The organism is Brachybacterium alimentarium (assembly GCF_002332425.1).
Lineage (GTDB): Bacteria > Actinomycetota > Actinomycetes > Actinomycetales > Dermabacteraceae > Brachybacterium > Brachybacterium alimentarium.
On sequence record NZ_NRGS01000019.1, the window covers coordinates 102,005 to 127,838 of the forward strand.

Below are 25,834 nucleotides of genomic sequence, written 5' to 3' on the forward strand. Positions count from 1 at the left end.
GTAGTCAGTCCTCGGATCGGGCCGGTGCGAGGACCGTGGCGGCAAGGATCCGGGCGACGGACGAGAAGGACTCGAGGCCCGTGCCAGGCTCCCGCTTCTGCGCCGTGAGGCTGCGCAGAAGCGCGACGGCGGGAAGGTCTCGGATGCTCGAGAACCCGACCGGACCGTCGCCGACCCGCCATCCGCGCTGGGTGAGCTCCTCGCCGATATCGTCGAAGGAGACGTCCCGCCCGGGACGGGTGCTCGCCACATGGAGCAGCAGCAGCGCGGTCGCGTCGCGCGCGAAACCCGCTTTCTCCGGGATCAGCGACTCGACCAGCAGCTCCCATACGGTGCGAGGGTCCCTGGCCACGCCGGCGGCGCGACGGGTGGGCAGCAGCCTCCTCTTGAACTTGCGCAGCAGCTTCACGCTCTGGAGCGCCTCGCGCAGAGCGAGCACGTGGACTGCGAGGGTCTCCCGATTGTTCTTGCCGTACCAGGTGTCCTGATCGGGCACGATGTCGCTCGCCGCGACCACCACGTCCGGCGCCATGTAGCCCGCCTGGGTGAGGGGGATACCGCCGTCGTCCGCGCGATGTAGGAACCACAGCACAGGGCCCAGGGCCGTCTGGAGCTCGTCGTCCCCAGGGGCCTCTGGGGCACTGGCCACCTCGATGAGGCGCAGCGAGACCTCGAACGCGGCGGGCGTGCCCTCGAGCAGCGCGAGGACATCCGCGAGCGCCGGGTGCACCTCGTGCGTCGCTACGCCGCGCGCCTCTGCCTCGAGAGCCTGATTCAGCCCCTCGAGGTCGAAGTAGGAAGGATCCGGCAGCACCTCGGCGAGGCTCTCGGCATCGGTGATGCCGCCGCTGTCCTCCGGCGGGGCGGCGCGGCGGCCACCGATCGCCCGGGCCCGTGGCGTGTCCTCGGACGCCTCCCGCACGGACTCGACACGAATCTTCAGTTCCCAATCGTCCCCGTAGTCGTACACGTATCCGATCTGGTCCCCGGGCTGCTGCAACAGCTCGCCGAGGTGCACCTCATCGGCCGGGATCCCCTCGTCCTCACCCTCGTCGACGTCGAACGGGCACAGGAACAGCTGGGAGGTCCGATCGAAGGGGTGGCCCCCCGCGGCGAAGCGCCAGAGGTGGTAGCCCGCCCAGCCGAATGCGACCTGGAGCATGTCGTGGACCTCGGCGAGGGTGAGGTCACTGCGAAGCTCGAGCCGACGCCAGATGGGCGGGGCCGCGTGGTGGAGGTCAACGCGCACCGTGATCGCCTGGCAGGTCGATGGCGCCGGACGCCGCAGGTCAGGGCGACCTGCTCGAGGGGCGGCGATGGTTGCGGCACCCCTCAGCTGATCGACCACGGCGGGAAGGTCATCGGGTTCGAGCCCCGCGATGATCTCGCGGAAGAGGGCCAGATCTGGATCGTCGGCTCCGGTTTCTGAGGTCATGCGGACATCGTACGAAGAAGAGGGTCGGCCAGATGGCGGGTGGCCGTCGGCTCCGACGCGTAGCCTTCGGGGCGAAGCAAGTTACCGAGCAGCGAAGGGCATCTCCCGACCATGACCAGCATCGACCGAGAGTTCATCGATTCCCTGCCCAAGGCGGAGCTGCATCTGCACATCGAGGGCACGCTGGAGCCGGAGCTGAAGCTGGAACTCGCCCGTCGCAACGGCGTGGAGATCGGGCAATCCACGGTCGAGGAGGTCCGCGCGACCTACGCGTTCACCGACCTCACGAGCTTCCTGTCGGTCTACTACCCGGCGATGGAGGTGCTGGTCACCGAGCAGGACTTCCATGACCTGGCCATCGCGTACCTGCGCCGCGCCGCGGCCGACGGCGTGGTCCGGGCCGAGATCTTCTTCGACCCGCAGGCGCACACCAGCCGCGGCGTCCCCTTCAGCACGGTCATCGACGGGCTGTGGTCCGCCGTCCAGGAAGCTCCCGCCCTGGGCGTGGACGCGGCCCTGATCATGTGCTTCCTGCGGGACCACAGCGCGGACTCCGCGCGCGAGACTCTGGAGGCCTCACTCCCCTACCGCGATCGCATCGTCGGCGTGGGCCTGGATTCCGACGAGCGCGGCAATCCGCCGGAGAAGTTCGCCGACGTGTTCGCCGCCGCGAAGGAGGCCGGCTACCGGCTGACGATGCACTGCGACATCGACCAGGAGCAGTCGATCGCGAACATCGCGACCGTCCTGCACTCCATCGGTGTGGAGCGCATCGACCACGGCACCAACATCCTGGAGGACCCTGCCCTCGTCGCCGAGGCGAAGCAGCACGGCATCGGCTTCACCTGCTGCCCGTTGTCGAACTCCTTCGTGACCGAGGAGATGAAGAGCCGCGAGATCGCCACGCTGCTGCGCGACGGCCTGAAGGTCTCCATCGCCTCCGATGACCCTGCCTACTTCGGCGGGTACGTCGGGGACAACATCGCGGCCCTCGCCGAGGCACAGCAGCTCTCCCGAGACGAGGTGGTCCAGCTGGCCCGCAATTCGCTCGAGATCAGCTGGGCCGACGACACCCGCATCCAGGAGTGGCTGCGCCGGCTGGAGAACGCCGCCTCGGCGAGGTGAGCGCGATGCCTCCGTCCCCCTCTTCGTCACCGGCGCTCGGCCGGCGCCGTGCGCGAACAGGATCGCGGCGGCCCGGCCGGCGACGCCTCAGAACGTCGAGCGCCACTCCCGAATGATGCGGACGACCTCGTCGAGGTGGGATTCGAGGAGGAAGTGACCGCCATCGAGGAGCTCGACGCGGGCGTGCGGGGCATCGCGCAGGAAGGCTCGCGCACCGTCGGGCCCGAAGATGAGGTCGTTGCGTCCCCAGACGGCGAGCACCGGAACGCCGCTCTCCCGCAGCCAGGCGTGCACCTCGGGGTAGAGCGACCGGTTGCTGGGGTAGTCGGCGAAGAGGGCGAGCTGAGCACGGTCCACACCGGGACGGGCGAACAGCGCGAGGTCGTGCTCCCACGCCTCGGGGGCGACCAGGCTCGGGTCGGGCACCCCGTGGAGGTATTGCCATTCCACGGCCTCCCGCCCCAGGGCGCTGCGCACCGCCGCCTCGTACTCGAGGGTCGGATGCTCGGCGTACGCCCAGACGGGACCCCAGAACTCCGGGACGAATCCGTCCTCATAGGCGTTCCCGTTCTGCGTGATCACACCGGCCACGGCGTGCGGATCGGCGAGCGCGAGGCGCCACCCGATCGGTGCCCCGTAGTCCTGGACGTAGAGGGTGTAGCGGTCGACGCCGAGGGTCTCGAGGAACGATCGGGTCACGTCCGCGAGATTGTCGAAGGTGTACTCGAACTCGTCGGCGGAGGGCGCCGAGGAGCGACCGTAGCCGATGTGGTCCGGCGCGATCACGCGGTACCGACCCGCGAGGGCAGGGATGAGGTGGCGGAACATGTGTGAGCTGGTGGGGAACCCGTGGAGCAGCAGGAGGACGGGCGCATCCTGCGGGCCGGCCTCGCGGTAGAAGACCTCCAGCCCGTCGACGACGACGATGCGGTGATGTACAGGAACCATGCCTAACCCCTTACGTGGTTGATACTGGTTAGCGTGACGCTAGCATGGGCTCACCAGGCGGGCCAGCCCGTGCGGGACGACGGCGAGCGAGACACGCTCGGGAGGAGGCACACGGTGATCGAGGACGAGGATCTGCTGCTGGAACTGCTGAACAGCACACCCGTGGTGGCGGGCCGGTCCACGGAGGCGCTGACCGGGGAGACCGCGCGCGCTTTCGCGAACCGTCATGCAGGCACCGGCTCCGCGCACGAACTGGCGGCCCTGCACAGGATGCGCAGCTGCTTGCAGGATGTCGTGCGCACGGTCGACGGCGCCGAGGACGCTCTGGCGGCTGCGCTTGAGGGCGCAGCGCTGCGTCCCGTCGTCACCGTGCACGGCATCGACTGGGACGTCGATGCGCCGGAGGATGACCGCCTCGCCGTCCGTGCAGCGCTCGCCTGGTCCCGCGCGCAGGAAACCGCGCCGGGTCGTCTCCGGCCCTGCGCCAATGACGAATGCGCCCTGTTCCTCCTGGACCGCAGCCGGCCGGGCACGGCCAAGTGGTGCTCGATGGCGGAATGCGGAAATCGCATGAAGGCTCGCGCCTTCGCGAACCGTCGGCGGAAACAGCGGCCGACGAGCTGAGCCGAGCACCAGGCGGATCGGAGCTCGGGCGATCAGGCACGGATGACCCTCACCCCGGGGCCTGCTCCTGCTCCCAGCGCGCGGCACGCTCCCGGTACGCCGTCAGATCCTGCTCCAGAGCCACTGCGATCTCCGGGACGTCGGCTGAGATGTCGACGCTCTCCTGCGGGTCCGCCTCGAGGTCGTACAGCGCCCGCTCCACGGTGGCCGGCGGATCCATGCCCTCCCGGGCATCCTCGACGAGCTTGTACCGCCCTCGGCGCACCGCGTACTGCCCCTGATAGGTCCAGATGACGCTGCGCTCAGGGAGCTCCTGATTCTCATCGCTCAGCGCATCGAGCAGAGAGATGCCATCGGCCTCCGAGAGCGCGGGCTCCGTGCCGTCGACGGCGTGCAGCACCGTTGGCAGAACGTCCATCATCACTCCCACCTGGTCGAACTCGGCGCCGGCGGGGAGGCGGGCGGGCCAGGAGACGATGCCGGGCACGCGGATGCCGCCCTCGAACACGGAGCCCTTCGACCCGCGCAAGCCTCCCGAGGAGCCGCCGGTGTAGGAGACCTCCTCGCCGTCGAGCCAGTTCCTGCTCTCGCGGGAGGGCCCGTTGTCCGAGCTCATCAGCACCAGCGTGTTCTCGCGGGTTCCGGACTCCTCGAGCGCACGGAGGATCTCCCCGACGGCGTCGTCCATCGCGGCGATCATCGCCGCCGTCTCCTGACGCCCGGGAGGAAGGTGCGCCACGCGCTCCATGTGCTCAGCGGGAGCGTGCATCGGGTAGTGGGGAGCGTTGAACGGGACGTAGCAGAAGAAGGGGCCCTCCGGTGCGGAACGGGCGATGAACTCGGAGGCCCGGTCGCCGATGACGGTGGTCAGGTACTCGCCGTTCCGCCACACCTCGTCCTCCCCGTCCCAGAGGTCGTGGACGGGGTTGTGGCCGCCCCAGTAGAAGATGTGGGAGTAGTAGTCCACGCAGCCTGCCCGGAACCCGAAGGTCTCGTCGAAGCCGTAATGGGCGGGCGCGTAATCGGAGTCCGCCCCGAGGTGCCACTTGCCGAAGAGTCCGGTGCGATAGCCACGGTCGCGCAGGTGTGACGCGAGGGTCGGCTGAGCAGGAAGGCCCGGGGTGTGCCGGGTACCGCCGAGGATCGATTCGACGCCGGCATGCGCGGGGTACTTGCCTGTCAGCAACGAGGCTCTGGACGGGGAGCACACCGGGGAGTTGGAGTACCACTGCGGGAGTTTGACCCCGTCCCGGCACAGGGCGTCCAGATGCGGGGTGGGGATGTCGTCGGCGCCGAAGCAGCCGAGGTCTCCCCAGCCGAGGTCATCGGCGTAGAGGATCACGACGTTCGGACGGCGGGTCTCGTGCATGGTCACTCCTTCACAGCTCCTGCGGTCATGCCGGCCACGAGCCGGCGCTGCAGGAGGGAGAACAGCAGGATGGTGGGCAGGGCGGCGAGCACCGAAGCGGCCATCACCACGCCCCAGTCGGTCCCGTACTCGCCGAAGAGTCCGGCGATCCCCACCTGCACGGTCTTCAGTGACGACGGCCGGGGATAGAACAACACTAGGCCGAAATGACCGCTGGCGAGAAGCGAGATCCCCCTGCTGCGGAGGCGTGCGCTTGCCGGGCATGACGGGACACGGCTCCACCCGCGAAAAGAGATGCGCCACTGCCTCACGATCTCCGGCGGCGAGCACCCATAGCAGGTTCACTCACGCGGCACTCCCGTTGAACTTCGCAGGATGAGCTGAGGTGGAGGCTCGCTGATGAACTCATCATGGGGGGCACGGGCTCCGTTGATCCCGGCACCGGCCTTTCCTCCCTGCCTGCTCGCACCCTTGGCTACGCGCGCATCGATCTCGTCGATCAACACCCGTGCGGCGGCGGCGCCGAGTGCCTGAAGAGGCAGTCTCACGGTGGTGAGCGCGACCGCAAGGTGCTCGAGGAACCATGAGTCATGGACCCCGACCACGGAGAGCTCACCCGGCACCGTGACTGCCGCATCTCGGAACCCCGACAGCACGCCCGCTGCGGTCACCGCGTTGGCGACCACCACCGCCGTCGGCAGCCGTGGTCGATCCAGCAGGTCCTCGGCTGCAGCACGCCCCGCCGCAGCGGACCACTCGGCGTGCATGACGTCCGCGGTCTCGACGAGTCCGGCCGTCTCGAGAGCACGGCAGTAGCCGGATTGACGACGGTCCGACGTCTCGGAGCCTGCCGGTCCCGCGATGAAGGTGATCTCTCGATGCCCGAGATCCAGCAGATGCTGCACGGCGAGCGCAGCCGCAGCGGCGTCGTCGACCCGCACTGTCGACACGGCGCCGCCGTGATCGGCGTTGACGAGCACCGCAGGTACCGAGCGGGAGACGGCTTCGAGCAGGAGATCCTCGTGGCCATACCCACTATGGAGGATCACGCCGTCCAGGCGTCCGCGAGCAAGGAAAGCGTGCAGCTGACTGTCGTTCTGCGTGAGCTCCTCCGCCTCGGCGAGCAGGGTCACGTACCCCGATTCGGCGCAGCGTGCCTGTGCGCCACGGAGCACATCAACATTGATCGGACTGTCCAGTCCGTGCATGACCAGGCCGATGGCGCCCGTCCGGGCACCCCGCAGCGATCGCGCCAAACTGTGCGGCACGTATCCGAGCCTCTGCGCGGCGATACGAACCCTCTCCCGAGTGTCCTCTCGGGCGCGGACGCTGGGATCAGCATTGAGCACCCGCGAGGCGATCGCCGGCGAGACGCCGGCCTCCTGCGCGACGTCGCGCAGCGTCGGGGAAGCGCCGGGAGTCATGGAAGCACCGTAACCGGATGTGGGGGTTGACACACCTCCATCATGCCACTACGTTTTTGGAAAATCGATTGTTCACCAATTGTTTCCCGCCTCGCCCGCCGAAGTGCGCGGTGCGACCCAGGCAGTTCAGCGGGCGGGCCATCCCTTCCTCGCCGGCCATCGGCCTCGAGGAGTCCCTGGCCGCACCTCGCGGTCAGGGCTGCCCGAGCCACTCACCCGTCCGAACCTCTCGAAGCGCCTTTCTCGAGGCGCCCTACCGAATCCCGAGCACCACAGGAGCTGGAAGACCACCATGCGACCCGCATTGCGCGAGAAAACGACCGACTACGACGTGGCGGTGATCGGTGGCGGACCCGGCGGTCTGCCGGCCGCCATCGCCGCCGCCAGAGACGGTGCCCGCACCGTCCTCGTCGAACGCACGGCCGCGCTCGGCGGCGCCGCTGCCTCCGGGCTCGGCATCCTCGGCTACCTGGACCGGTCCGGGAACAAGGCACTGGGCGGCATCGCCCAGGAAGTGATCGATCGGCTGATGGCGATCGGCGGCTCACCGGGGCACTTCCGCTGCCCGGTGCACAACTCGATCACTCCGGTCTCGCCTGATCTCGTGAAGATCGTGGCTGTGCAGATGTGCCAGGAGGCCGGAGTCGACATCCTCTTCGAGCATGAGCTGCTCGAGGTCGATGTCGATGAGTCCGGCACGATGCGCTCCGTCACTGTGTACGGGAAGCTCATGATGACCCGGATCAGCGCGAAGGTGTTCATCGACGGCACGGGAGACGGTGACGTCGCCTACCTGGCCGGGGTCCCGCACACCCTCGGCCAGGACGGCACGCAGACCATGCAGCCCTCCACTCTCATGTTCACCGTGACGAACTTCGACCTCGAGCGCTTCTGGGACTTCCTCGACGAGCACCCCGAGGAGATGGGGATCAAGGAGGCTTACGCCGCGGGGTACGACGTCGACTTCCTGCGCCGCACCCGCGGCCACTGCTACATCGGGCTGACGGCCCGCGTCGCGAGCGCCCGTGAGGCAGGAGCCTTCACGATTCCCCGCAACCAGTTCATCTACATTGCCACCGCCTCGGAGCGTCTGCTCGCGATCAACACCTCTCGGGTGATCCGGATCGACGCCTCCGACCCGGTCGAGCTGTCCAAGGGCCTGGAGACCGGCTACTCCCAGGTCTGGGAGCTCGTGCAGTTCATGCGCGAGAACATGCCCGGATTCGAGGAGGTGGAGATCTCACAGATCGCTCCGGCACTGGGCATCAGGGAGACCCGTCACTTCGCCGGCGAGGAACGGCTGACGATGGACTCGCTCTACTCGGAGGCCACGAGCGAACGCGCGATCGCACTGTCGGCCTACAACATCGACGTCCACTCCGGGACCGGCGACGGCATCGACCTGCACGTGGTCGAGCATCCCTTCGGCATCCCCTTCGGTGCACTGCTGCCCCAGGCCGTGGACGGACTGCTGCTGAGCGGTCGCACCATCTCCGTCGACTCGACGGTGTTCGCCGCGGCCCGGGTGATGGGCACCTGCATGGCGATTGCCGAGGCCGCGGGGATCGCTGCCGCGCTGGCCGTCCGCGACGGCGGCGCTCCCAAGGACGTCGATGTCGTGGAGCTGCGCGAGGAGCTCGGGGCGAAGGGCGCCATCCTGCCGGGAGCACGCGCTCCCCAGCCCGCCGGAGCGGTCGCTCCCTGATCCGCGATGCCTACCGCCGGGCCTCGCCCGGGGGCTCCTGAGAGGAGACGACGATGTCTGCACCACCACCCACCACCCGACGGCGGTTCCTGGTCGGAGCGCCTGCAGCGCTTGCGGTCGGCGCCGCGAGCGCATGCGGTGGCAGCCGATCAGCGCCGAATGAGCTGACCATGTGGACGTTCCTCGACCCAGCCGGGAAAAGCGGCCGTGAGCGAGTGCTCGCCTCCCTGCTCGAATCCTACGAGGAGAGGACGGGCATCCACGTCCAGGTCGAGGTGCAGCAGTGGGACACGATGACCCAGCAGTTCCTCGCCGCCGATGTCAGCTCCAGCGCACCGGACATCATGTGGCTCGCCCTCGATCAGGTCGCTACAGCCGTCGAGCAGGGCGCGCTCGCGGACCTGAGCACCCTCGCCTTCGGAGACCTTCCGGACGAGCAGCTCGCCGATCTTCGGGACGTCTATTGGGACTCCATGGAGCATGAGGACGGCTCTGTCTACGGGGTGGTGCACTCGCGGAACTACTTCGGGATCCTGTACCGCGCGGATCTGTTGGCCGCAGCAGGCGCGGATCCAGCCGAGATCTTCACCTGGGACGACCTCGAGACCACGGCCGGGCAGCTGAGGGCTCCCTCCGCGGGAAGATGGGGACTGGCGCAAGCCTTCGCGACGTCCTTCGCCGACCCCCAGATCCTCGCCGCCCGGATCATGGAGCTGCAGGGGTCGATGTTCACTGCCGACGGGGCCCCGCAGTGGTCCACTCCACCCGGCGTGGACGCGTTGGGGTTCCAGTCCGCGTTCATCACCGATGCGCACGTGACGTCACAGGATTCGGTGCGGCTGACCGCGGAGGACCTCTACGAGCTCTTCTCCGCCGGGCAGGCATCGATGATCAACGGGGCGAGTTCTCGTGTCGCCGAGATGCAGGAGCAGGTCGGGGCCGAGAACGTTGGCTTCCTGCACTATCCCTCGCAGACAGGCGACTCGCCGTCCCCCGGCAATCTCGCGGGGTGGTCCGTCGGTGTATGGGCCGGGAGCGAGAAGGCCGAGCAAGCCGCGGACTTCGTCGCGCACCTCTCCAGCCCGGAGGCCGACGAGCTGTGGCTGCTCGAGGGCCAGCAGCCTCCTCTCTACTCCTCGACCGCCGCGGTGAACAGCGACTTCCTCGCAGAGCCCGAGAACTCCTTCCTGACCACCGTCCTCGAGGGCACCCGGGAGTTCGGCTGGCTGCCGCCGCTGACCGCCGCGACGGTGGGTTGGAGAGAAGCACTCAACGGTGCGGTGCAGAAGGTCCTGCTTGGCCAGAGCACTGCCGCCGACGCAATGGAGGCGGCCGAGCTGGAGTTCGGGGGTGGACGGCGATGACCGAAGCGACCCTGCGGCCCTCCTCCGCGCGGAGCTCAGGAGCGAGCGGTTCGGCGGTTGCGCCCCGTCGGCAGCGCCGCGACCTGTTCGGTCTGCTCTACATCGCGCCGGTGATGCTCGTGCTGCTGGTGGTGCTGATCCTTCCGGCGCTCTTCGCCGTGGTCTACAGCCTGCTGGAGCTGAAGTCCGTGCGGCCCGTCGGTTTCGCGGGTCTGGAGAACTATCGGGAGGTGTTCAGCAACCCAGCGATCGCGGCAGTGCTGGTACGGACCCTGGTCTTTGCGGTGATCACCGTGGCGCTGACGCTCGCCGTCGCGCTCGCAGTGGCGGTGTTCCTGGACCGGCTCACCGCTCGGCGAGCGACCCTCGTGCAGATCCTCGTAATCCTGCCCTGGGTCATCTCCACCATCGTCGGGGCGCTCCTGTTCCGATGGTTCTTCGTCACTGATATCAGCCCCGGCGTGTATCTGCTCAGCCAACTGGGCATCGAGGCAAAGCCCTTGACCGATCCGACGCTGTCGATGATCTCGCTGATCCTGGTCGCGATGTGGCGCACCCTCGGGTTCGCCGTCCTGTTGCTTATCGCCGGGCTCAAAGCAGTTCCCGGCGAGTTCTACGAGGCGGCGACCGTGGACGGGGCCTCCGGCTGGCAGCAGTTCCGACTGATCACACTACCCATGATCAAGACTTCGCTGACAATCACCACGGTCGTTCTCACCATGAGCAACCTCAACAATGTAGAAGCGCCCCTGGTGACCACGGGCGGTGGGCCGGGCGAGGCGACCCAGATCCTGCCCCTGACCATCTACCAGCAGGCATTCACCCACTTCGACTTCGCTGGCGGCGCTGCACTGGCCGCGGTCGCGCTGGTGCTGAACGTGGGACTGGTGTTCGCGTACCTGCGACTGGCGAAATGGAGTGTGTGATGACCGTCCGGACTGCAGATCCCCGGCCCCGAGGGGCCGACGCGCGCACTCTGCGCATCGTCCTGCTGGGGTGCGCGGCGCTGGTGATGCTGGTGAACGTGGCTCCCGTGCTGTGGGGTGTCGCCACCTCGGTGAAGCCCGCCGAAGAGATCTTCACCTTCCCGCCCACCCTGCTTGGCGGCTTCACCACGGAGCACTACGCACAGGTTCTCGACGGCTCGTTCGTACGCAACCTGATGAACAGCCTGGCCTACGCCATGACGGCAACCGCGGTGGCGGTGGCGATCGGCGCCTTCGCCGCCTATGCCTTCGACCGCTTCCGTTTTCCCTGTCGTCAGATGCTGTTCGGGGTGATCGTCGCGTGCGTGCCGCTGTCGATGGGTGCTGCGGTGCTGGTGATCCCTAACTACCTGTACTTCGCCACCCTGGGCCTGCTCGATACGCCGGTGATCCTGCCCCTGCTGTATCTGGGCTACAACCTGCCGATGGCGGTATGGATCCTCAAGGGAGCAATGGAGGGGATCCCGGTGGAGCTCGATGAGGCGGCGACGATCGACGGCGCGTCACGTTTGCGCACCTTCGCCTCGGTGATCCTGCCGCTGTGCCGCCCGAGCATGGCCGCAGCGAGCCTGTTCGTGTTCATCGGTGCCTGGAACGAGTTCGTGGCCGGATCGGTCATGGTCAACTCCTCGGAGTACCGCCCCGTCCAGGTCGCTGTCTATCAGTTCATCAGCGCCTTCGGACGCCAGTGGGGGCCTCTCACCGCGAGCGCCGCATTGGCGCTGCTGCCGGTGCTGATCCTCGTGACGCTCTTCGGGCGGCATCTGGTGGCCGGGATGATGCGTGGTGCGGTGAAGGGGTGAGGCCGAAGCGGGACAGATCACGGTGCCGACGCCGCCCCGGTCCTCGCCGGGCGGCGCGGCGCATGTCCACCTCTCTCTGTAAGGCGCTGATCCGCTGACGACCTCTGAAGCACCGTGTGCAGCGGCACCCGTGCGAAGATCGGTTCCATGGCCAATCGCTCCAAGTTCCGCACGCTGCTGGATGACCTGCGCCAACAGATCGAAGCCATGCCCGTGGGGACACCCGTCCCTAGCGAACGCGCACTGGCCGCGGAGTCCGGCGTCTCCCGGATGACAGCGCGCCGGGCCCTCGACGAGCTGACCCGCGAGGGCCGGCTGGTGCGAGAGGTGGGTCGTGGCTCCTTCGTGGCACGGCCGGCGGTGAGCCTGCCGCTCCATCTGACTGGGTTCACCGAGGACATGACCTCGCGGGGGATCAGGGCGAGCTCACGGGTGCTGCGAATCGCCGAGGAGCCAGCGGATGCCCTCTCGGCGGCGCACCTCGGCCTTGCCGAAGGCTCACCCGTGATCCGGCTCGACCGCGTGCGCTTGGCCGATGACCGTCCGATGGCGATCGAGCGGACTACATTGGACGCGAGCGTCGTCCCCGGCGTAGCCAAGGTCGATTTCACAGTCAGGTCCTTGTACGGCGAGCTGGAGGAGCGCTACGGAGTGCTCTTCGACGCCGGCGAGCAGACGATCCGGGCCGCGATCGTGCGACCGCAGGACGCTGCCGAGCTCGGCGTCGAAGAAGGCTCGGCGGTGCTCGAGTTCGTGCGCGTCTCGGGGCGCGGTGGTCGGTTGATCGAGCGGACCGTCTCGACCTATCCGGGCGACCGTTTCGAGCTGTCCGCTCAGATCGCGCCCGTCACAGCTCAGGAATCCGGGGGGCGAAGCGCTCTACGAGCGCGGCGTTGAACTCATCGGTCCCGCCGACGTTCGCGCTCTTCCAGCGCGGCACGTCCGGGGCGATTGTGTCGATCTGACGAAGGATCGCCGCCCATAGAGAGGCCGTGATGATGGTGGACGCCGGAGCGGTGACCGGGGCCTCCGGCGGCCAGGTCACGTCTCCAGCGGGCACCGCGGTGTCCAGCACGATGTCGGAGATCTCGAACAGTCGATCCTCGGATCGTTTCGGGGCGGCGGCGCTTGCCGAGACCGAGGTCATCGAGATGACCCGCGCCCCGACGTCACGGGCATAGCGGGCGATCTCCACGGGATAGGGGTTGACCCCGGAGTTGGAGAAGATCAGCACGGTGTCGCTGCCGGTGATCCCGGCGCGCTGCGCGACCTCCGTGCCGAGGCCCGCCTGGCGCTCGGCGGCTGTCGAGCCGAGTGCCCCGGCCAGAGGCAGGATGCTCTGGTCCCACAGGGGGCGCACGAAGGCGAGGCCACCGGCACGGAAGAAGGTCTCCATCACGGCGGCTAAGGAGTGTCCGGCGCCGGCGGCGTAGAGCAGAGCGCCGCTGCGGGCCGAAGCCGCGATCGCCTCGGCTGCCTCGAGCAGAGCCCCGTGATTGTCCTTCACGACGCGCGAGACCAGGGCGGTGAGGTCGTCGATCATCGCCATCCCTCCTTCTCCAGTGCGTCGAGGATCCGTCCCTCGACGTGGTCGACATTGATGAAGTTGTCGATCGGGACCATGACCGGGGCGATGTCGCCGAGCTCCTCGAGATAGGTCTGCTGGGCGACCACCATGTCCGGCTGCTCGCCGCGCGCAGATCCGACGTCGGTGTGGCGCAGGGTCGCGTCGACGCCCATCCGATCGAAGGCCTTCTCCGCCGTGGTGCGGAGGATCAGGCTCGACCCCATGCCGGCCCCGCAGACAGCGAGGACGTCGAGCGGGGTGGGGCGGGCATTCGAGCTCAGCGTGGTACTGACAGGCTCGGTCAGGGTGTCTGCACCATCGGCACCATCGGTGGCTACCCCGACAGCAGTGGGAACGCGATCCCCGGACGGAGGCGCAGGAGTTTGTTCGGGGGCGGGCAGACGCCGACCAAGAACCACGAGCACCACGATGGTCACGGCCAGCACGATCGCGGCGATCACCCAGATGGCCCAGGCACCGAGCGGTGCGAAGAGCGAGCCGAGGCCGATGAGCGCCCAGCCCACGGCGTACCAGTCGGCATCGGCGAGGGTCGCGAGCTCCGGGGCGGTCCCGGCGTACAGGCTCCAGCCGATGGCCTGGCCCACGGCGAGCACGACCCCGTTGAGGACGCCGCCGAAGATCGCCCCGCGCCAGCCGGCCACGGCGTTGCCGAACACGCCGCCGGCGCCGCCGCCGAAGAACAGCATGATCATCGGGGGTACCAGCACGAACCAGCCTGTGGCCGCGAAGATCCCCATGAGCACGAGGAACACGAAGGTCGAGGCGAGGAAGCCGATCATGACCGACGTGGGGGCGCGGGTGAAGACGACCGGGAGGTCCAGGGCGGGCTTCGTACCCGGCAGGGCCTTCTCGGACAGTCCCTTGAAGGCCGGGACGATCTCCGCGAGGAACATGCGCACACCGAACAGCAGGATCGCGATGCCGGCCGCGAAGCGGAGAGCCTGCAGGATGGCCCAGACCCAGGGCAGCACGGTGGCGTCGCCCATCTGCTCCTGGACCACGCCGGAGTCGGCGAAGAGGATCGCGACCAGCATGATCACGCCGATGATGGTGGCGGTGGAGACGTTGATGTCCTTGAAGAACGAGACCGGCTTGGGCAGGCGCACCTTCTCGGAGTCGTGCTTGGCGGGGTCGCCGAGCTTGAGAGCGCGTGCGCCGTAGCCGGACGCGATCGCGATCAGGGAATCGGTGTGGGCCAGGCCCACCTCCTCGTCCCCCATCACCTTGCGCATGAGCGGCGCGGTCCACAGGGGCTGCAGCACCCAATAGCAGCCGATGAGGATGGAGCCGACGCCGGCCAGTGCCCAGCGGTTCACGTCACCGAAGGCCTCAACGAGACTCGCGGCGATCACCACGCTCATCCAGTACATGAGGTGACCGGTGAGGTACACGAACCGGGCCGCCGGGAAGATGCGCACGAGCGCCAGGTGGACGACGAAGCCGCCCGCGATGATCAGCGGCACCACAGAACCGGAACCAGCGCTGAACTCGGCGAGCGTCGAGGTGGCCTCCGGCGGATCGAGGCCCATGGCGCTGGAGACGATGACCTGGAAGCTTGACAGGCCTCCGGTGAAGATCTCGACGCCGATGTTGAGGATGACCACGCCGATGGTGGCGCGCAGCGCGCCGGCGACGACCTCGTCGAACGGCTTGCGCTGCAGGATGAGTCCCACCAGCGCGATCAGTCCGATAAGGATCGACACCTGCGCGAACAGGTTGTCGGTGATGACGCGTACGACCTCTTCGAACGTACCCATGTGCGGCCTCCTCGGCGGTACGGCCCGGCGCGGCTACCGGGACTGGCCGCAATGGTATAGCCCACTTGTCCATGGAGGCAACGGCGGCTCGGCAAGTCAGCTTCCAGGAGCGGCAGTCGTCATGAAGTGGAGGAATGAGATGTCTGCTCCCGTGAGTTCCGGCGGCCTCACACGTCAGGCCGTAGCCACAGGATCGCTGCGCGAAGGCACCGCGTTCCCCGGCCCAGGCGAACTATGGCGCGCGACCCCCGCCGCGTCTGTCACACGCGCCAGGGTCTACGTCTGAGCTCTCGATTCGCTCAGAGGCGGCCATCGCGATAGAGCCGCAGCAGCAGCTCCTGGACGTCCGGCGTGTATTCGAGGGAGACGTACGTGGAGCCGTCGGTCTTGGTCCGCTCGACCTCCACCACGCCCAGCAGGCCGGCGAGCCGAGTGGGTGCCCACTCCCCCGGCCTGCCGGTGAGGACCCCCGCCGCGGCGAGGCGGGGGTTGAGATCGGCAGCGATCAGGCCGGCGTCCTCCTCGTGGAGCACGCCGGCGTCCTTCCAGGCTCGGATCACCACGGATAACGTTCCCTGGGCTGTCGTCGCCGCGGCCTCGACAGCCACGACGTGCTCCTCGACGCTCTGGTCCTCGGCCGGTTCCCCCTCAATCCGCTGGCCCTCAGCCTGGACCGTGTCGTTCCGCTGGTCGTCAGCCTCGACGGTCAAGGCTTCCTCCCCGGCGTCCTCTGCCGCGGGCATCTCGACTGCCGCCCGCTGCGCGAACCGGGACATCACGCTGAACACTCTGCCGGTGTTCCAACGGTTCGGCGCCGCAAAGACGACGAGAAGGTCCTTCGCACGAGAGACCGCGACATTCATGAGTTCGGGGTTGACGTCGATGAAGCCCGCCTGCGCACTGCCGGTTCCATAGACGGCGGAGAACAGGATGATCGGCCGCTCCGCGCCCTGCAGGCGGTGCGCCGTCCCGACGGTGATCTTCCCTGCGAGGTCGGCGGGGAGATCTCCCGATGGGCCCGCGGCGCGGGCTGCCGTACGGATCTCCCGGGTGATCACGTCCGCCTGTGCGGCGAACGGTGTGACGACGCCGATGAGCTCTGCCGCGGCGACCTTCTTCTCGGTCTCGTTCTGCTGGTGGTGGTAGAGGTCGAAGAAGCTCGCATAGTTCTTAACGATCCATGCGGCGATCGCCTGCGCCTCCGGCTCATTGACGCGGCTGGAGCCCTGGCGGGTGTCCTGTGAATCGGGGACGTCAACCCATTCGAACGCCGCTCGGGTGCCGTGGAGCGGCGAGGAAACCGCGGGGCGCTTGGGCTCCAGCAGCCCGTCGTAGAGCAGGTCGTTGCTGAATCCGATGACGTCCGGGTGGCAGCGGAAATGCTCGCGCAGCAGCAGCCCGGGCTCGCCGTCGCCGAAGCTCCACCTGGAGGCATGGCTCGCGGCGCGCATGAGGCTCGAGGGCGCGGAGCAGGTCATGCCCCGTTCGCGCAGGCCGTCGGCCCACTCCCCTGCCTGGATGCCGGCACCCTCGGCGATCTCCCGGTCGGTCTCCTCGTCGAGGGACCACACCGGGGAGAGCTGCTTCTCGTCGCCGACCACGAGCGCACGCTGCGCCAGGGCGAGGGCCGGCAGGCCGAGCGGGGTATCGACCTGACCGGCCTCGTCGACGATGAGCAGATCGATGCGGCCCACGTCGAAGGCGCGCGGCTCACCCGGTCTCGTGTAGCGGCCGAAGAATCTCGGCACCTGATAGAGCGTCATGACGAAGCACGGGGTGAGCGACGCCGCCTGGGGCCAGACGCGCGGCAGGACATCCCCGGTGCTCTTGAACCTTTCGTCCTTGTCCAGGTGGTCGGCGAGCAGCCACTCCGCCTCGAAGTAGTGCACGGCGAGCCAGAACTCCGCGTAGCGGAGGGTCACGTCGAGCGTTCTGTCGAGCTCGTCGAGAGTCGTGCAGTCTCGCAGCTGCGAGAGAGCGTCGAGTTCGCGCAGGTGTTCGCACGCCTCCGCCGCAGCGCACAGCTGCAGGTAGTCCTCGCTGCGCCCGTCGGCGCTCATGGCCTCCAGGAGGGCGACGCGATATCCGTCGATCTCCGTGAGCGCGTCATGGATCCAGGCTTGGACGCGCTTCGGGGCGTCGATACCGCCGAAGAAGTCCTTCACGGCGGCGAGGAAGTGATTGCGGGCCCCGACGAGGTACTCCGCGCTGCTGTAGGCCGCGTAGAGCTCGCTGCGGTCCTTCTGCTCGACGAGGTGCTGCTTCTTCGCCTGGGCGAGCTTGCCTCTCGCCGGACAGTAGACGGCGAGCGAGCGCAGCGGTTCCTCGGTCGCTTCGCCCTCGCGCTCCTGCGGGAGCCACCGCCGGTCCAGGCTCCCGGGATCGGTCTTCGTCACGGAGGCGAACGAGGAGATGATGTTCGTGACGGCCTGGTTGTTGGTGGAGGTGCCCACGATGACCGGAGCGTCCTCCTCGGCCAGGGCGCGACGGGTGAGCAGACCGGCCACGATGGCTTGCAGCATCGTCGTCTTGCCGGTCCCCGGGGGCCCGCTCACCGCGGTCACCTCGCCATCCCCGCCCTGGAGGAACGCGTGGACGGCGCGACGCTGCGAGGCGGTGAGCGGATGCTCGTCGCTCATGGAGCCGCAGGCCGACCGGCCAGCGAAGAGCAGCCCGTCACCGTCGTGGATCCGTGATTCCGGGATCCGGGGGCCGTCCCAGCCCTGGGCCATCTGCTCCAGGATCGGAGGCAGGTCCGGTTCCCGGTCGAGGGCGGCGTAGACGTCGAGGAGACCGCCCACGGCATTGATGCGCTGGTGCTCCTGGATGTAGCAGGTCTCGTGCTCGACGGTGCGGTCGTGCTCTGCGTGCTGCTCGGCGAAGACCGCGATCGACGTGCCCGAGACCTTCTGGACCATCGTCCCGGCGAGCGTCATCGCGTCGGCGATGCTCTCGCACCGGGAGATCTCGGCGCCGAGCTCGGTCAGCGCGAACTTCCAGAAGCTGCGGAGCGGACCGACCATGATCTCGCGATCGGTCACCGACGGGTCGGACAGGCGCTCGGCCGGGATCCAGGGGGAAGTCCCCGTCTCGAGCTGAGGCTCCAGCCGGCCGTCTCGGAACAGGGTCGCCGCGAGCAGCACGAGTCCGTGCTGGACGCCTCCGCGCTCCTCGGGCACCGAGGCGAGCGAGATGGCCACGGGGATCGAGGCCTCCCGGGGTTTCTTCGACTCGGAGCTCTTCCGCGCCCGGTCATGCCGTTCGAACAGCGCCTCGGCATGCTCCGCCGTGAGCGAGCCTGAGGCGATCTGCTCCCGGGGCGTCGCGACGAACGCGGAGGCGTCGCGGAAGGTCACCTCTTCCAGCGGCTCGCGGTGCAGGACCTGCGCGAAGTAGTCCATGACCGTGCTCGTGTCCGTCATCGTGCTCGCGTTCACCGCAGGCCCCCTTTGCAGCCGTGCGCACCACCGTTGTGCGCCTCGCCCACTCCTCGGGAGCCGACGTCCGGTCATCCCGTGCCAGTACACCACCACGATCTGCTAGGGCTGCGCAATGCTCGCTGCAAGAAGCTATGTAGATGCCACGCAAATTCGTGAAGTCCCCGCCAGCCCTTCCCCGGCACACGCGCAGGCGCAGGCGCAGGCGCAGGCGCAGGCGCCATCATGACCTCTACATTTAGTCCTCGCCAACGTGACGCAACCAATTTAAAGTGTGCCCAATCGCCTGTGCCGAATCTTCTGCGACAGGTTCCCCAAAATGCATGATGGCATTACGCACAACACGCACCTTCTCAAGCGTTTTCACGCAGACGTCTTGGTCGAATGGCAATTCAAGGCGAGCCCAGACCCTCTTGTCGCCCAAGGCCTTAACATACTCGCCGAAGGTCATATCGGTTGCGCCATTGAACTCCTCAACATCGCCATCCCTAAGGTACTCCCTGAGCGTGGGGAGCGGCAACCTATCCAACAGCTGACGAATTCTTGCCTCAATCTCACCAATCCGGATATACGGCCCCGCGTTCAACTGGAACGCGCCGGCAAGATCGCTCGCAGTCAAGATCCCCACAATCACGCCATCCGGATCACGATAATAAATGAACTCGTCTTCAATGATGCGCGGCACCAAGTCAATTAGGTCTGCGGAAGACTCTGCGACAAAATACCCCTCGACTTTCGCCTCCTTCGCCAGCTTGGCCTTCCCCTCCCTACGCGCTGCCGCAATGCTCGCCCAGGTCACCGTCCCCTTGAGGTGATCGCGCTTGCCAGTCAGGATGGGGAGCTGACTAAACTCGTGCATAATCATGGTCGTCTCAACTTTTTCGAGGCTCCATTCAGGCCCAACATAATAGAGCGTCCGGCCACTTGTATTTAGAGCCGACACCGGCAGTCCCGCCGCGCTACGTCGCGAGCGCTCGTCACGAATGTCCGAAATCACAACAGAACCATAGTAGTCCGCCAGCTCTACAGGAGGCGAAACCACAAGGCCTCGCTCTTTAAGTGCTGTTTCGATTCTTGAGACTCCACGCCTACCGCGCCTCTCATACCCCACCAAGCCGATTAGCATCGACGTCTTAATGCGCCAGGGCTCATCTGCCTTAACTAAATCGAGCAGGTCGGCCAACCCTTCGGCATCATCCCACATCTTCTGGGTAAAAATTCGAGGTTGGGACGCCGCCTTAGGACGATCATTCGATGCAACTTCGGTCATTAGTCAACCTTTCGCAGCCAAAATTAAGAGTTCCGCCCGAACCGTAGAAACTCGTGCCGAGCTTGCTCTAGACACTACATGCTAAGTGCCGACTCTAGCTATGTTGGACTTGGCGCTGTCGGCGTCGCTGCGAAGGCGTGTGAGGTCGGGGCAGGTGGTGTCAGGTCGGCCGGAATTGCGGTGATGGACCCAGTCCACGATCGTTTCGCGCCGCATAGTTTCGGAACTGTAGGGGTCGACATGGAAGCCTTCGTCGGCGACAAACCGCTGCTAGCGCTCGATCTTCCCGCTGTGTCGGCGTGTGCAGTTTCTCGTGCTCTGATGCCGGGTGGTGACCGAGTTGGGGCCCTCCTGGACGGCACGTCAGCCCGTAGAACTAAGTACCGGCCGACGAAATCGCCGCGATGATCGTGGCGATGGAGTCCGGCACGGTGACGATGGCCCACTGCCCAATGCCTCAGAACGAGCAGCACGCCGAGTAGAGGCTCGGCTGGAGGGAGACCCTGCGCGGCCGCGGATCTGCTCCGCCCCTTTTCGACGGATTCCTCCGGCCCGCGCAGGCGCGCGGTAGTTACGCCCGCCCCTACGGCGGGCCGAACATGTGGATCTCGCGCATCGTGAACGGCGAGCCGTACGTCCGCGAGGAAGTCCGCCTGTGAGTGCAGAACTCCCCCAACGAGCTCGGCTTCGGACCGAATGCAGCTGCTTGTTCGCTCGCCGCCCGCCGCACCCGGCGGACATTGCCATCGCACCGAGCACGGCGTTCCACGGTCCGACGCCCACCCTCTCGACTCTCGAATCAGTCGCCGGGCGATGGCCCGCTCCGACCTGGCACCGACGGGACGGGGCGGACGATGCACGTCGCCCGCCCCGTCGGTCTGTATCGGTTGCTGTCAGCTCAGCGGCTGCGCGTCCCGGTGCGCGATGTGGTCCGGGCGCGGCGCGGACGCCGCGTATGGCGTCTCGAGCGTGTTCTCGACGCTGTTGAACACCAGGAAGATGTTCGAGCGCGGGAACGGGGTAATGTTATTGCCCGAGCCGTGCATGATGTTCGCGTCGAACCAGAGGGCGGAACCCGCCGGCCCGGTGAACTGATCGATGCCGTGGCGGTGCGCCATCTCGGTGATGACCTCCTCGGAGGGCACCCCGACCTTCTGCTCCTTGAGCGATGACTTGTGGTTGTCCTCGGGGGTCTCCCCCAGGCTCGGCACGAAGGTGCGGTGCGAACCGGGCATCACCATGAGCCCGCCGTTGTAGGGGAAGTTGGGCGTCAGCGCGATCGAGCAGCTGACCGCACGGGGCGCGGGCATGCCGTCCTCCGCGTGCCAGGTCTCGAAGTCGGAGTGCCAGTAGAAGCCGCTGCCCTTGAAGCCGGGCATGTAGTTGATGCGGGTCTGGTGCAGGTACACGTCCGAGCCCAGCAGCTGACGGGCACGGTCCAGCAGGCGAGGATCGCGAGAGAGGCGATCGATCAGTTCGCTGAGCTGCTGGACGGCGAAGATCGAGCGGACCTCGCCGGAGACGCGTTCGGTGACCACGCGCTCGTCGCCGCGCAGCGACGGATCGGAGGTGAGGCGGTCCAGCTCCGCCCGGTAGGTCTCCACCTCCTCGCCGGTGAGGAACTCGGGCAGGATCGTGAAGCCGCGCTGGTCGTGGTCGCGCAGCGCGTCGGCGTCGAAGGGGCCGTCATCGGCGCTCCCCCACACCGTCGGGTGCTCACGGGCGAAGGGCTCCTTCGCCTCGGTGAGTCGCGTGAGGTAGAGATCGTCGGTCATGGTCGCCGTGGACAAATGGTTTCCTTTCCTCGAGCGGTCTCGGACTGCCGGCACGCCCGCAGTCGCAAGTCCGACCGAGGACATGCCGACGCCGGGCGGTGAACCCGGCTCACTGCCGACCGTACCTGCCTTCGCGGAAGTGTTCTACCTGGTCGTCGCGTCGCGGTGGCGTTCCCGCGGGAACGCCTCATCCGAGGCCGGGGACGAACTGGATCACTAGCCCTAGCAGGGCGATGGCCATCCCGCCGATGCGGGTGCCGATCACGAGCCTCCGCCGGCGCGGGTCCATCAGCTCCGCGACGCCGAGAGCACCCATGAGCCCTGCGAACACCAGCAGCGGGCCGTTGGTCAGGGCGGCGTCGGTGAACGCCCGGATCACCAGGGAGGCAGTCAGCAGCAGGCCGAACCCGATCGTCATGGCGTGGGCGTTACCGCTGGGGCGCGGCGGGCCGGTCAGCTCCTCGCGCAGCATCGGTCGCGAGGCGGCGCCGGTCCGGGCTGGGGTGTGGTCCTGCACCGTCCTCTCCTTCCGCGGAGGCGGGCCAGTCTACGCATCCGGGCACAGGCGGCCCGGGTCGCGGACGGCAGCAACCGCCCTGGCGGCGGTGCCACCGGCCGGGTGCGGGATCCTCTTCCAGGTGCAGGCCGCTGATGAACGGAAAGAAGTCGCCGCCGCTGAGACAGTATCCCCCGCGTGATCCTCCGCTTCCAAGCAGCGCCTTGACGAGGGCGTGAGCACCGCTACGGGGAGGCCGCGCTGCCTCGGGACGCTCTCGTGAAGGCCGGGGCGCGGTTCGCACCGCTCACCGCCGACCATACGTCTCCGCATACGAAGGAGCTGCCGGCCGTTCGATCCCTGCGTCCGCCCAGGCCTTCTTGGCGGCGCGCTTGAGGGCCTCGTTGCACTCGCCCGAACAGACCCAGCGCTCGAGGAACATCCAGAACACGTCGTCGCCGAACGGTCCGCTGCAGCGCACGCACTGGGTGTCTGCTGCTGCGCGCCCCTCCGGGTGCCGCAGTGCGGCACGCAGCCACTCCGAATAGCCGTCGGCCGAGCCGGTCGCCACTCGTCCCTGCTCGACGACGTACGCGGGCAGCCAGCTCGAGCGGGAAGCGGCCCGCTGAGCCCGGGTCGCCGCCTCGAGAGCCTCCCGGCCCACCGCGAGCCTCTCGTGCAGATCGTCCTCGGTCCAGATCTCGATTTCCTGCCCGCCCTCCGCGAGTGCCATGGCCTTCATGAGCTTTCGGGACATCGTCGCGCCCGGCCGGAAGGTGCGCGGGTCGAGGTCGCCGCTGACGAGGATCGTCGTCTTCTTCGTGACCGAGGTCTGGCACGCAGCGCCGAAATGCTCGACCAGCGCGTGGGCCTCGTCGCGGGTCGAGAGTGTCAGCTTGCCGGTGAAGACGATGCTCTCCCCGGCGAGGACATCCGATGCCGTCAGGGACGAGAAATCCCCGGTGGCGCGGGTACCTTCCCCCGCGGCACGCCCACTGCAGCGGGCCAGGATGGCGAGCTCGGGAAGGCTGCCGACCCCGGCCCGGTCGCCGAGCGCGACGGCGATGCGTGCCGCCTGCACAGCGTCCGCGTGCGCTTCATGGTGCGTGAGCTCCTCGAGCTCCAGCGCCGCGGCGACGAACGGCAGGGAGTAGGAGCCCAACGTGAGGAGCCGTCGGGCGATCAGCAGCGTGTCGTACCAGGTGACCTCCGGCCAATCGAGGTCGAAAGCGCTGCAGGTCTGGTGCAGCACCGAGCGATCGAACGGAGCATTGTGCGCCAGCAGATCGTCACCGCCCACGAACCCCATCACCTCGGCGAACACACGGTCCCAGCCCGGGGCATCGGCCACCTGCTCCGGGGTGATCCCGTGGATCCCCACGTTCATGCGGTGGAAGTCGTCGAGCCCCTGCGGCGGCTTGATCAGCCAGGAGGCCGAGTCGATGACGGCCCCGTCGCGCACCTTCGCGACGCCGACAGCGCATGCCGAACCACGCGCCGGGTTCGCGGTCTCGAAGTCGATGGCGGTGAAATCGAGCGAGGAACGATGTGAGGTCTCCATGACCAGGACCGTAGCCCTCGAGGGGGACGTTCCGGCCCGGACCAGCCGCGGGAGCGCGGGCCCCCTGGACCTCCTCGCCTCGGTACCATCGACCCATGCCAGGGGGAGACGCGGAACTTTCGGAGACGCACGAGGAGGCGGTGCTCTCGCGCGTCGCCGCACGCGCCGCACAGGGGGACGCCGCCGCACTCGACGAACTCATCGAATCCCTGGACCGCTCCCGGACCGTGCATCGCATGGTGGGGTCGATGCTCCTGGACCAGCACGCCGTCGATGACGTCTCCCAGGAGGTGCTCATCTCGATCATCGGGTCGATCGGGCAGTACCGGGGCGTCGGCAAGGTCTCCAGCTGGGTGCACCCGATCGTGAAGCGCCGCGTTGCCGACCATCTCCGCAAGCAGCGGGACTCCACCGCGCTCGACGAGGCCGCGCTGCCCGCGCAACGGATCAGTTCGATGGTCGCCTCCCGCGCCGCGATCCGCACGGCCGTGGCGCAGCTGCCCGAGAAATATCAGGCGCCGCTCATCCTGCGGGACCTCGAACAGCTGCCGGTCGCGGAGATCGCCGCGCGCCTCGATCTGCCCGAGGGGACCGTGAAGGCACAGATCAGCCGTGGCCGGGCGAAGCTCGAGAAGATTCTCGGAGTGGTCGACTGATGCAGCGGATCGGAAGGTACGAGGTGACCGACCACCTCGGCGCGGGCTCCTTCGCCACCGTGCATCACGCCCACGATCTCCGCCTCGACGATGAGGTCGCCGTGAAGGTCCTCGCGGAGAACCACACCCTGAACCCGGACATGCTGGAGCGCTTCATCGGCGAGGGCCGGGCTCTGCGGCGTGCGCGCGGCCCGCACGTGGCGGCGGTCCACGACATCGGCGAACTGCCCCACAACCAGCCGTACCTGGTGCTCGAGCTGGCTGATCGCGGCACCCTGGGCGATCGCGTGGAGACACTGCGCGCCCAGGGGTGGACGGCCGATCGAGGCGATGTGCTGGTGGTCGCGAGGTCGCTGGCCGCGGCGCTCGGCTCCGTGCATCGAGCGCAGCTGGTCCACCGGGATCTGAGCCCCTGGAACCTCCTGCTCACCTCCCGCCCCGAGGTGAACACCTCGAGCGGAGCGGTCCGGGGCGGTGGCGCGCTGATCGCCGAGGACGAGCGCCTCCTGCTGGCGGATCTCGGCATGTGCAAGGACCTGGCTCGCAGCTCCGGCATGACGGTCGCCGCCGGGACCTCCGGCTTCCGGCCGCCGGAGCAGGAGCGTCACGGGCGCGTCGATGCGCGGGCCGACATCTGGGCGATCTCGGCGCTGCTGGCGTGGCTCACCGAGGGCGCCAGGATGCCCACCGCGTTCGACCGGGCCCTCGCCCGTGGCAAGGCCGAGAACCCGCGCCGGCGCCCCGCCGATGTCGAGACCTGGCTGGAGAGCATCGAGGAGGCGCTCGCGGAACCGGCCGCCGCACCGGCACCGGAGCCCGCGGAGCAAGCCAGCACCTCGACGTCGACAGCACGGCGCCGCCCGCGGCTCGTCCTGGCGGCCGTGCTCGTCGTCGTGGGTCTCGCCGCCGGCCTCGGGCTCGGTGAGCAGATCTGGCACGACCCCCCGGTCGCGGTCGCCGACGGCTCCTCCCTCGCGATCAGCGGGCCCGAGAAGGTCTCCGTGGGCGAGACCTCGACGTTCACCGCGAACGTCGAAGGGGTCGAGTCGTGGGTATGGGAGCTGCCGGACGGCCGGTTCCTCGCCGACGAGAGCACCGTCTCGATGACCGCGTCCCGCGCGGGCAGCGCCGAGGTGGTGCTGCACTCACGGGCCGCGGACGGCACCGTGCTCGAAGCCCACCATCGCTTCCGCGTCGACGGATGAGATGACTTTCGGATCCGATGCAACCGAATCGCGATCCGCTGCGACTCATGGGGGACAGCACAATCCAATGAAGGGGAACATCATGCACAGCACCACCACTGGACGCTTCGGTCGGCGCAGCTTCGGCCTCGCCGCCGTCGGCGCGCTCGCCCTCGCCGCGTGCGGCTCCGAGAAGACCGCCGAGTTCGAGGACGCCGGAGGATCCTCGGCGAACGACAGGGGCGGGGCGAGTGACGGAGGCGGCGTTTCGCCTGACGCCACAGAAGGCCTCCCCCAGCTCGACGCGTGTGATGTCTCAGGACTTCG

General features: G+C 68.0%; 21 protein-coding genes and 1 pseudogene. 10 read left to right on the plus strand and 12 right to left on the minus strand.

Features of this window, described 5'->3' with window-relative positions; all coding sequences use genetic code 11:
* Positions 1-4 precede the first annotated feature (4 nt).
* On the minus strand, positions 5-1,435 hold the full coding sequence (locus CIK71_RS11850; protein ID WP_096165879.1) for a plasmid pRiA4b ORF-3 family protein: 1,431 nt from the start codon (positions 1,433-1,435) through the stop codon (positions 5-7).
* 111 nt (positions 1,436-1,546) lie between these two features.
* Between CIK71_RS11850 and add the strand changes: the two genes are divergently transcribed.
* Positions 1,547-2,560 (plus strand): adenosine deaminase, encoded by a 1,014-nt coding sequence (gene add / locus CIK71_RS11855; RefSeq protein WP_096165880.1) that lies wholly within the window; start codon positions 1,547-1,549, stop codon positions 2,558-2,560.
* A gap of 87 nt (positions 2,561-2,647) precedes the next feature.
* On the opposite strand, the gene CIK71_RS11860 is transcribed toward add, so the two are convergent.
* Positions 2,648-3,508, minus strand: coding sequence for an alpha/beta fold hydrolase (locus tag CIK71_RS11860; RefSeq protein WP_096165881.1), 861 nt, complete (start codon positions 3,506-3,508; stop codon positions 2,648-2,650).
* 114 nt (positions 3,509-3,622) lie between these two features.
* Here CIK71_RS11860 and CIK71_RS11865 point away from each other — a divergent pair, with 114 nt between their 5' ends.
* Positions 3,623-4,132 (plus strand): CGNR zinc finger domain-containing protein, encoded by a 510-nt coding sequence (locus CIK71_RS11865; RefSeq protein WP_096165882.1) that lies wholly within the window; start codon positions 3,623-3,625, stop codon positions 4,130-4,132.
* 49 nt (positions 4,133-4,181) lie between these two features.
* On the opposite strand, the gene CIK71_RS11870 is transcribed toward CIK71_RS11865, so the two are convergent.
* The 3 genes from CIK71_RS11870 to CIK71_RS11875 form a co-directional block, all read right to left on the minus strand.
* Positions 4,182-5,501: a sulfatase family protein gene (locus CIK71_RS11870; RefSeq protein ID WP_096165883.1), complete on the minus strand. Its 1,320-nt coding sequence runs from the start codon at positions 5,499-5,501 to the stop codon at positions 4,182-4,184.
* 2 nt (positions 5,502-5,503) lie between these two features.
* Entirely contained in the window at positions 5,504-5,656 is a 153-nt protein-coding gene (locus tag CIK71_RS17525; RefSeq protein WP_176485634.1) for a hypothetical protein, read from the minus strand.
* Positions 5,657-5,842: 186 nt separating this feature from the next.
* Entirely contained in the window at positions 5,843-6,925 is a 1,083-nt protein-coding gene (locus CIK71_RS11875) for a LacI family DNA-binding transcriptional regulator (protein ID WP_096165884.1), read from the minus strand.
* Between the two features lie 292 nt (positions 6,926-7,217).
* Between CIK71_RS11875 and CIK71_RS11880 the strand changes: the two genes are divergently transcribed.
* The 5 genes from CIK71_RS11880 (at position 7,218) to CIK71_RS11900 (ending at position 12,680) form a co-directional block, all read left to right on the plus strand.
* On the plus strand, positions 7,218-8,630 hold the full coding sequence (locus CIK71_RS11880; protein ID WP_096165885.1) for an FAD-dependent oxidoreductase: 1,413 nt from the start codon (positions 7,218-7,220) through the stop codon (positions 8,628-8,630).
* 170 nt (positions 8,631-8,800) lie between these two features.
* Complete coding sequence (locus tag CIK71_RS11885; RefSeq protein ID WP_176485635.1) at positions 8,801-9,994, plus strand: extracellular solute-binding protein; 1,194 nt, start codon at positions 8,801-8,803, stop codon at positions 9,992-9,994.
* Positions 9,991-10,920 (plus strand): carbohydrate ABC transporter permease, encoded by a 930-nt coding sequence (locus CIK71_RS11890; RefSeq protein ID WP_096165887.1) that lies wholly within the window; start codon positions 9,991-9,993, stop codon positions 10,918-10,920. The genes CIK71_RS11885 and CIK71_RS11890 overlap by 4 nt, the downstream gene beginning before the upstream one ends.
* Complete coding sequence (locus CIK71_RS11895) at positions 10,920-11,783, plus strand: carbohydrate ABC transporter permease (protein WP_176485636.1); 864 nt, start codon at positions 10,920-10,922, stop codon at positions 11,781-11,783. The genes CIK71_RS11890 and CIK71_RS11895 overlap by 1 nt, the downstream gene beginning before the upstream one ends.
* A gap of 147 nt (positions 11,784-11,930) precedes the next feature.
* Positions 11,931-12,680: a GntR family transcriptional regulator gene (locus tag CIK71_RS11900; protein ID WP_096165889.1), complete on the plus strand. Its 750-nt coding sequence runs from the start codon at positions 11,931-11,933 to the stop codon at positions 12,678-12,680.
* On the opposite strand, the gene CIK71_RS11905 is transcribed toward CIK71_RS11900, so the two are convergent.
* The 7 genes from CIK71_RS11905 to CIK71_RS11935 form a co-directional block, all read right to left on the minus strand.
* Entirely contained in the window at positions 12,631-13,332 is a 702-nt protein-coding gene (locus CIK71_RS11905) for a sugar isomerase domain-containing protein (RefSeq protein ID WP_096165890.1), read from the minus strand. The two genes, CIK71_RS11900 and CIK71_RS11905, sit on opposite strands and share 50 nt — an antisense overlap.
* Positions 13,323-15,128 carry a PTS transporter subunit IIC gene (locus tag CIK71_RS11910; protein ID WP_096165891.1) on the minus strand — a complete coding sequence of 602 codons (1,806 nt, stop codon included), beginning with the start codon at positions 15,126-15,128 and terminating at the stop codon, positions 13,323-13,325. Before CIK71_RS11910 ends, CIK71_RS11905 begins: the two co-directional genes overlap by 10 nt.
* A gap of 299 nt (positions 15,129-15,427) precedes the next feature.
* Positions 15,428-18,565: a DEAD/DEAH box helicase gene (locus CIK71_RS11915; protein WP_141393722.1), complete on the minus strand. Its 3,138-nt coding sequence runs from the start codon at positions 18,563-18,565 to the stop codon at positions 15,428-15,430.
* 238 nt (positions 18,566-18,803) lie between these two features.
* Positions 18,804-19,835: a CBS domain-containing protein gene (locus CIK71_RS17530; RefSeq protein ID WP_141393723.1), complete on the minus strand. Its 1,032-nt coding sequence runs from the start codon at positions 19,833-19,835 to the stop codon at positions 18,804-18,806.
* A gap of 893 nt (positions 19,836-20,728) precedes the next feature.
* Positions 20,729-21,625, minus strand: coding sequence for an ectoine hydroxylase (gene thpD, locus CIK71_RS11925; RefSeq protein ID WP_096165894.1), 897 nt, complete (start codon positions 21,623-21,625; stop codon positions 20,729-20,731).
* Between the two features lie 172 nt (positions 21,626-21,797).
* Complete coding sequence (locus tag CIK71_RS11930; protein WP_096165895.1) at positions 21,798-22,127, minus strand: DUF8011 family protein; 330 nt, start codon at positions 22,125-22,127, stop codon at positions 21,798-21,800.
* A gap of 286 nt (positions 22,128-22,413) precedes the next feature.
* Entirely contained in the window at positions 22,414-23,667 is a 1,254-nt protein-coding gene (locus CIK71_RS11935) for an exonuclease domain-containing protein (RefSeq protein ID WP_096165896.1), read from the minus strand.
* Positions 23,668-23,762: 95 nt separating this feature from the next.
* On the opposite strand from CIK71_RS11935, the gene CIK71_RS11940 reads away from it, so the two are divergent.
* The 3 genes and pseudogenes from CIK71_RS11940 to CIK71_RS17890 all read left to right on the plus strand — a co-directional run.
* The gene (locus CIK71_RS11940; protein ID WP_096165897.1) at positions 23,763-24,323 is read left to right on the plus strand and encodes an RNA polymerase sigma factor; all 561 of its coding nucleotides are present in this window, start codon (positions 23,763-23,765) and stop codon (positions 24,321-24,323) included.
* 23 nt (positions 24,324-24,346) lie between these two features.
* Entirely contained in the window at positions 24,347-25,528 is a 1,182-nt protein-coding gene (locus tag CIK71_RS11945) for a serine/threonine-protein kinase (RefSeq protein ID WP_245857528.1), read from the plus strand.
* Between the two features lie 82 nt (positions 25,529-25,610).
* Positions 25,611-25,834: pseudogene (locus CIK71_RS17890) on the plus strand (hypothetical protein); the annotation flags it as partial.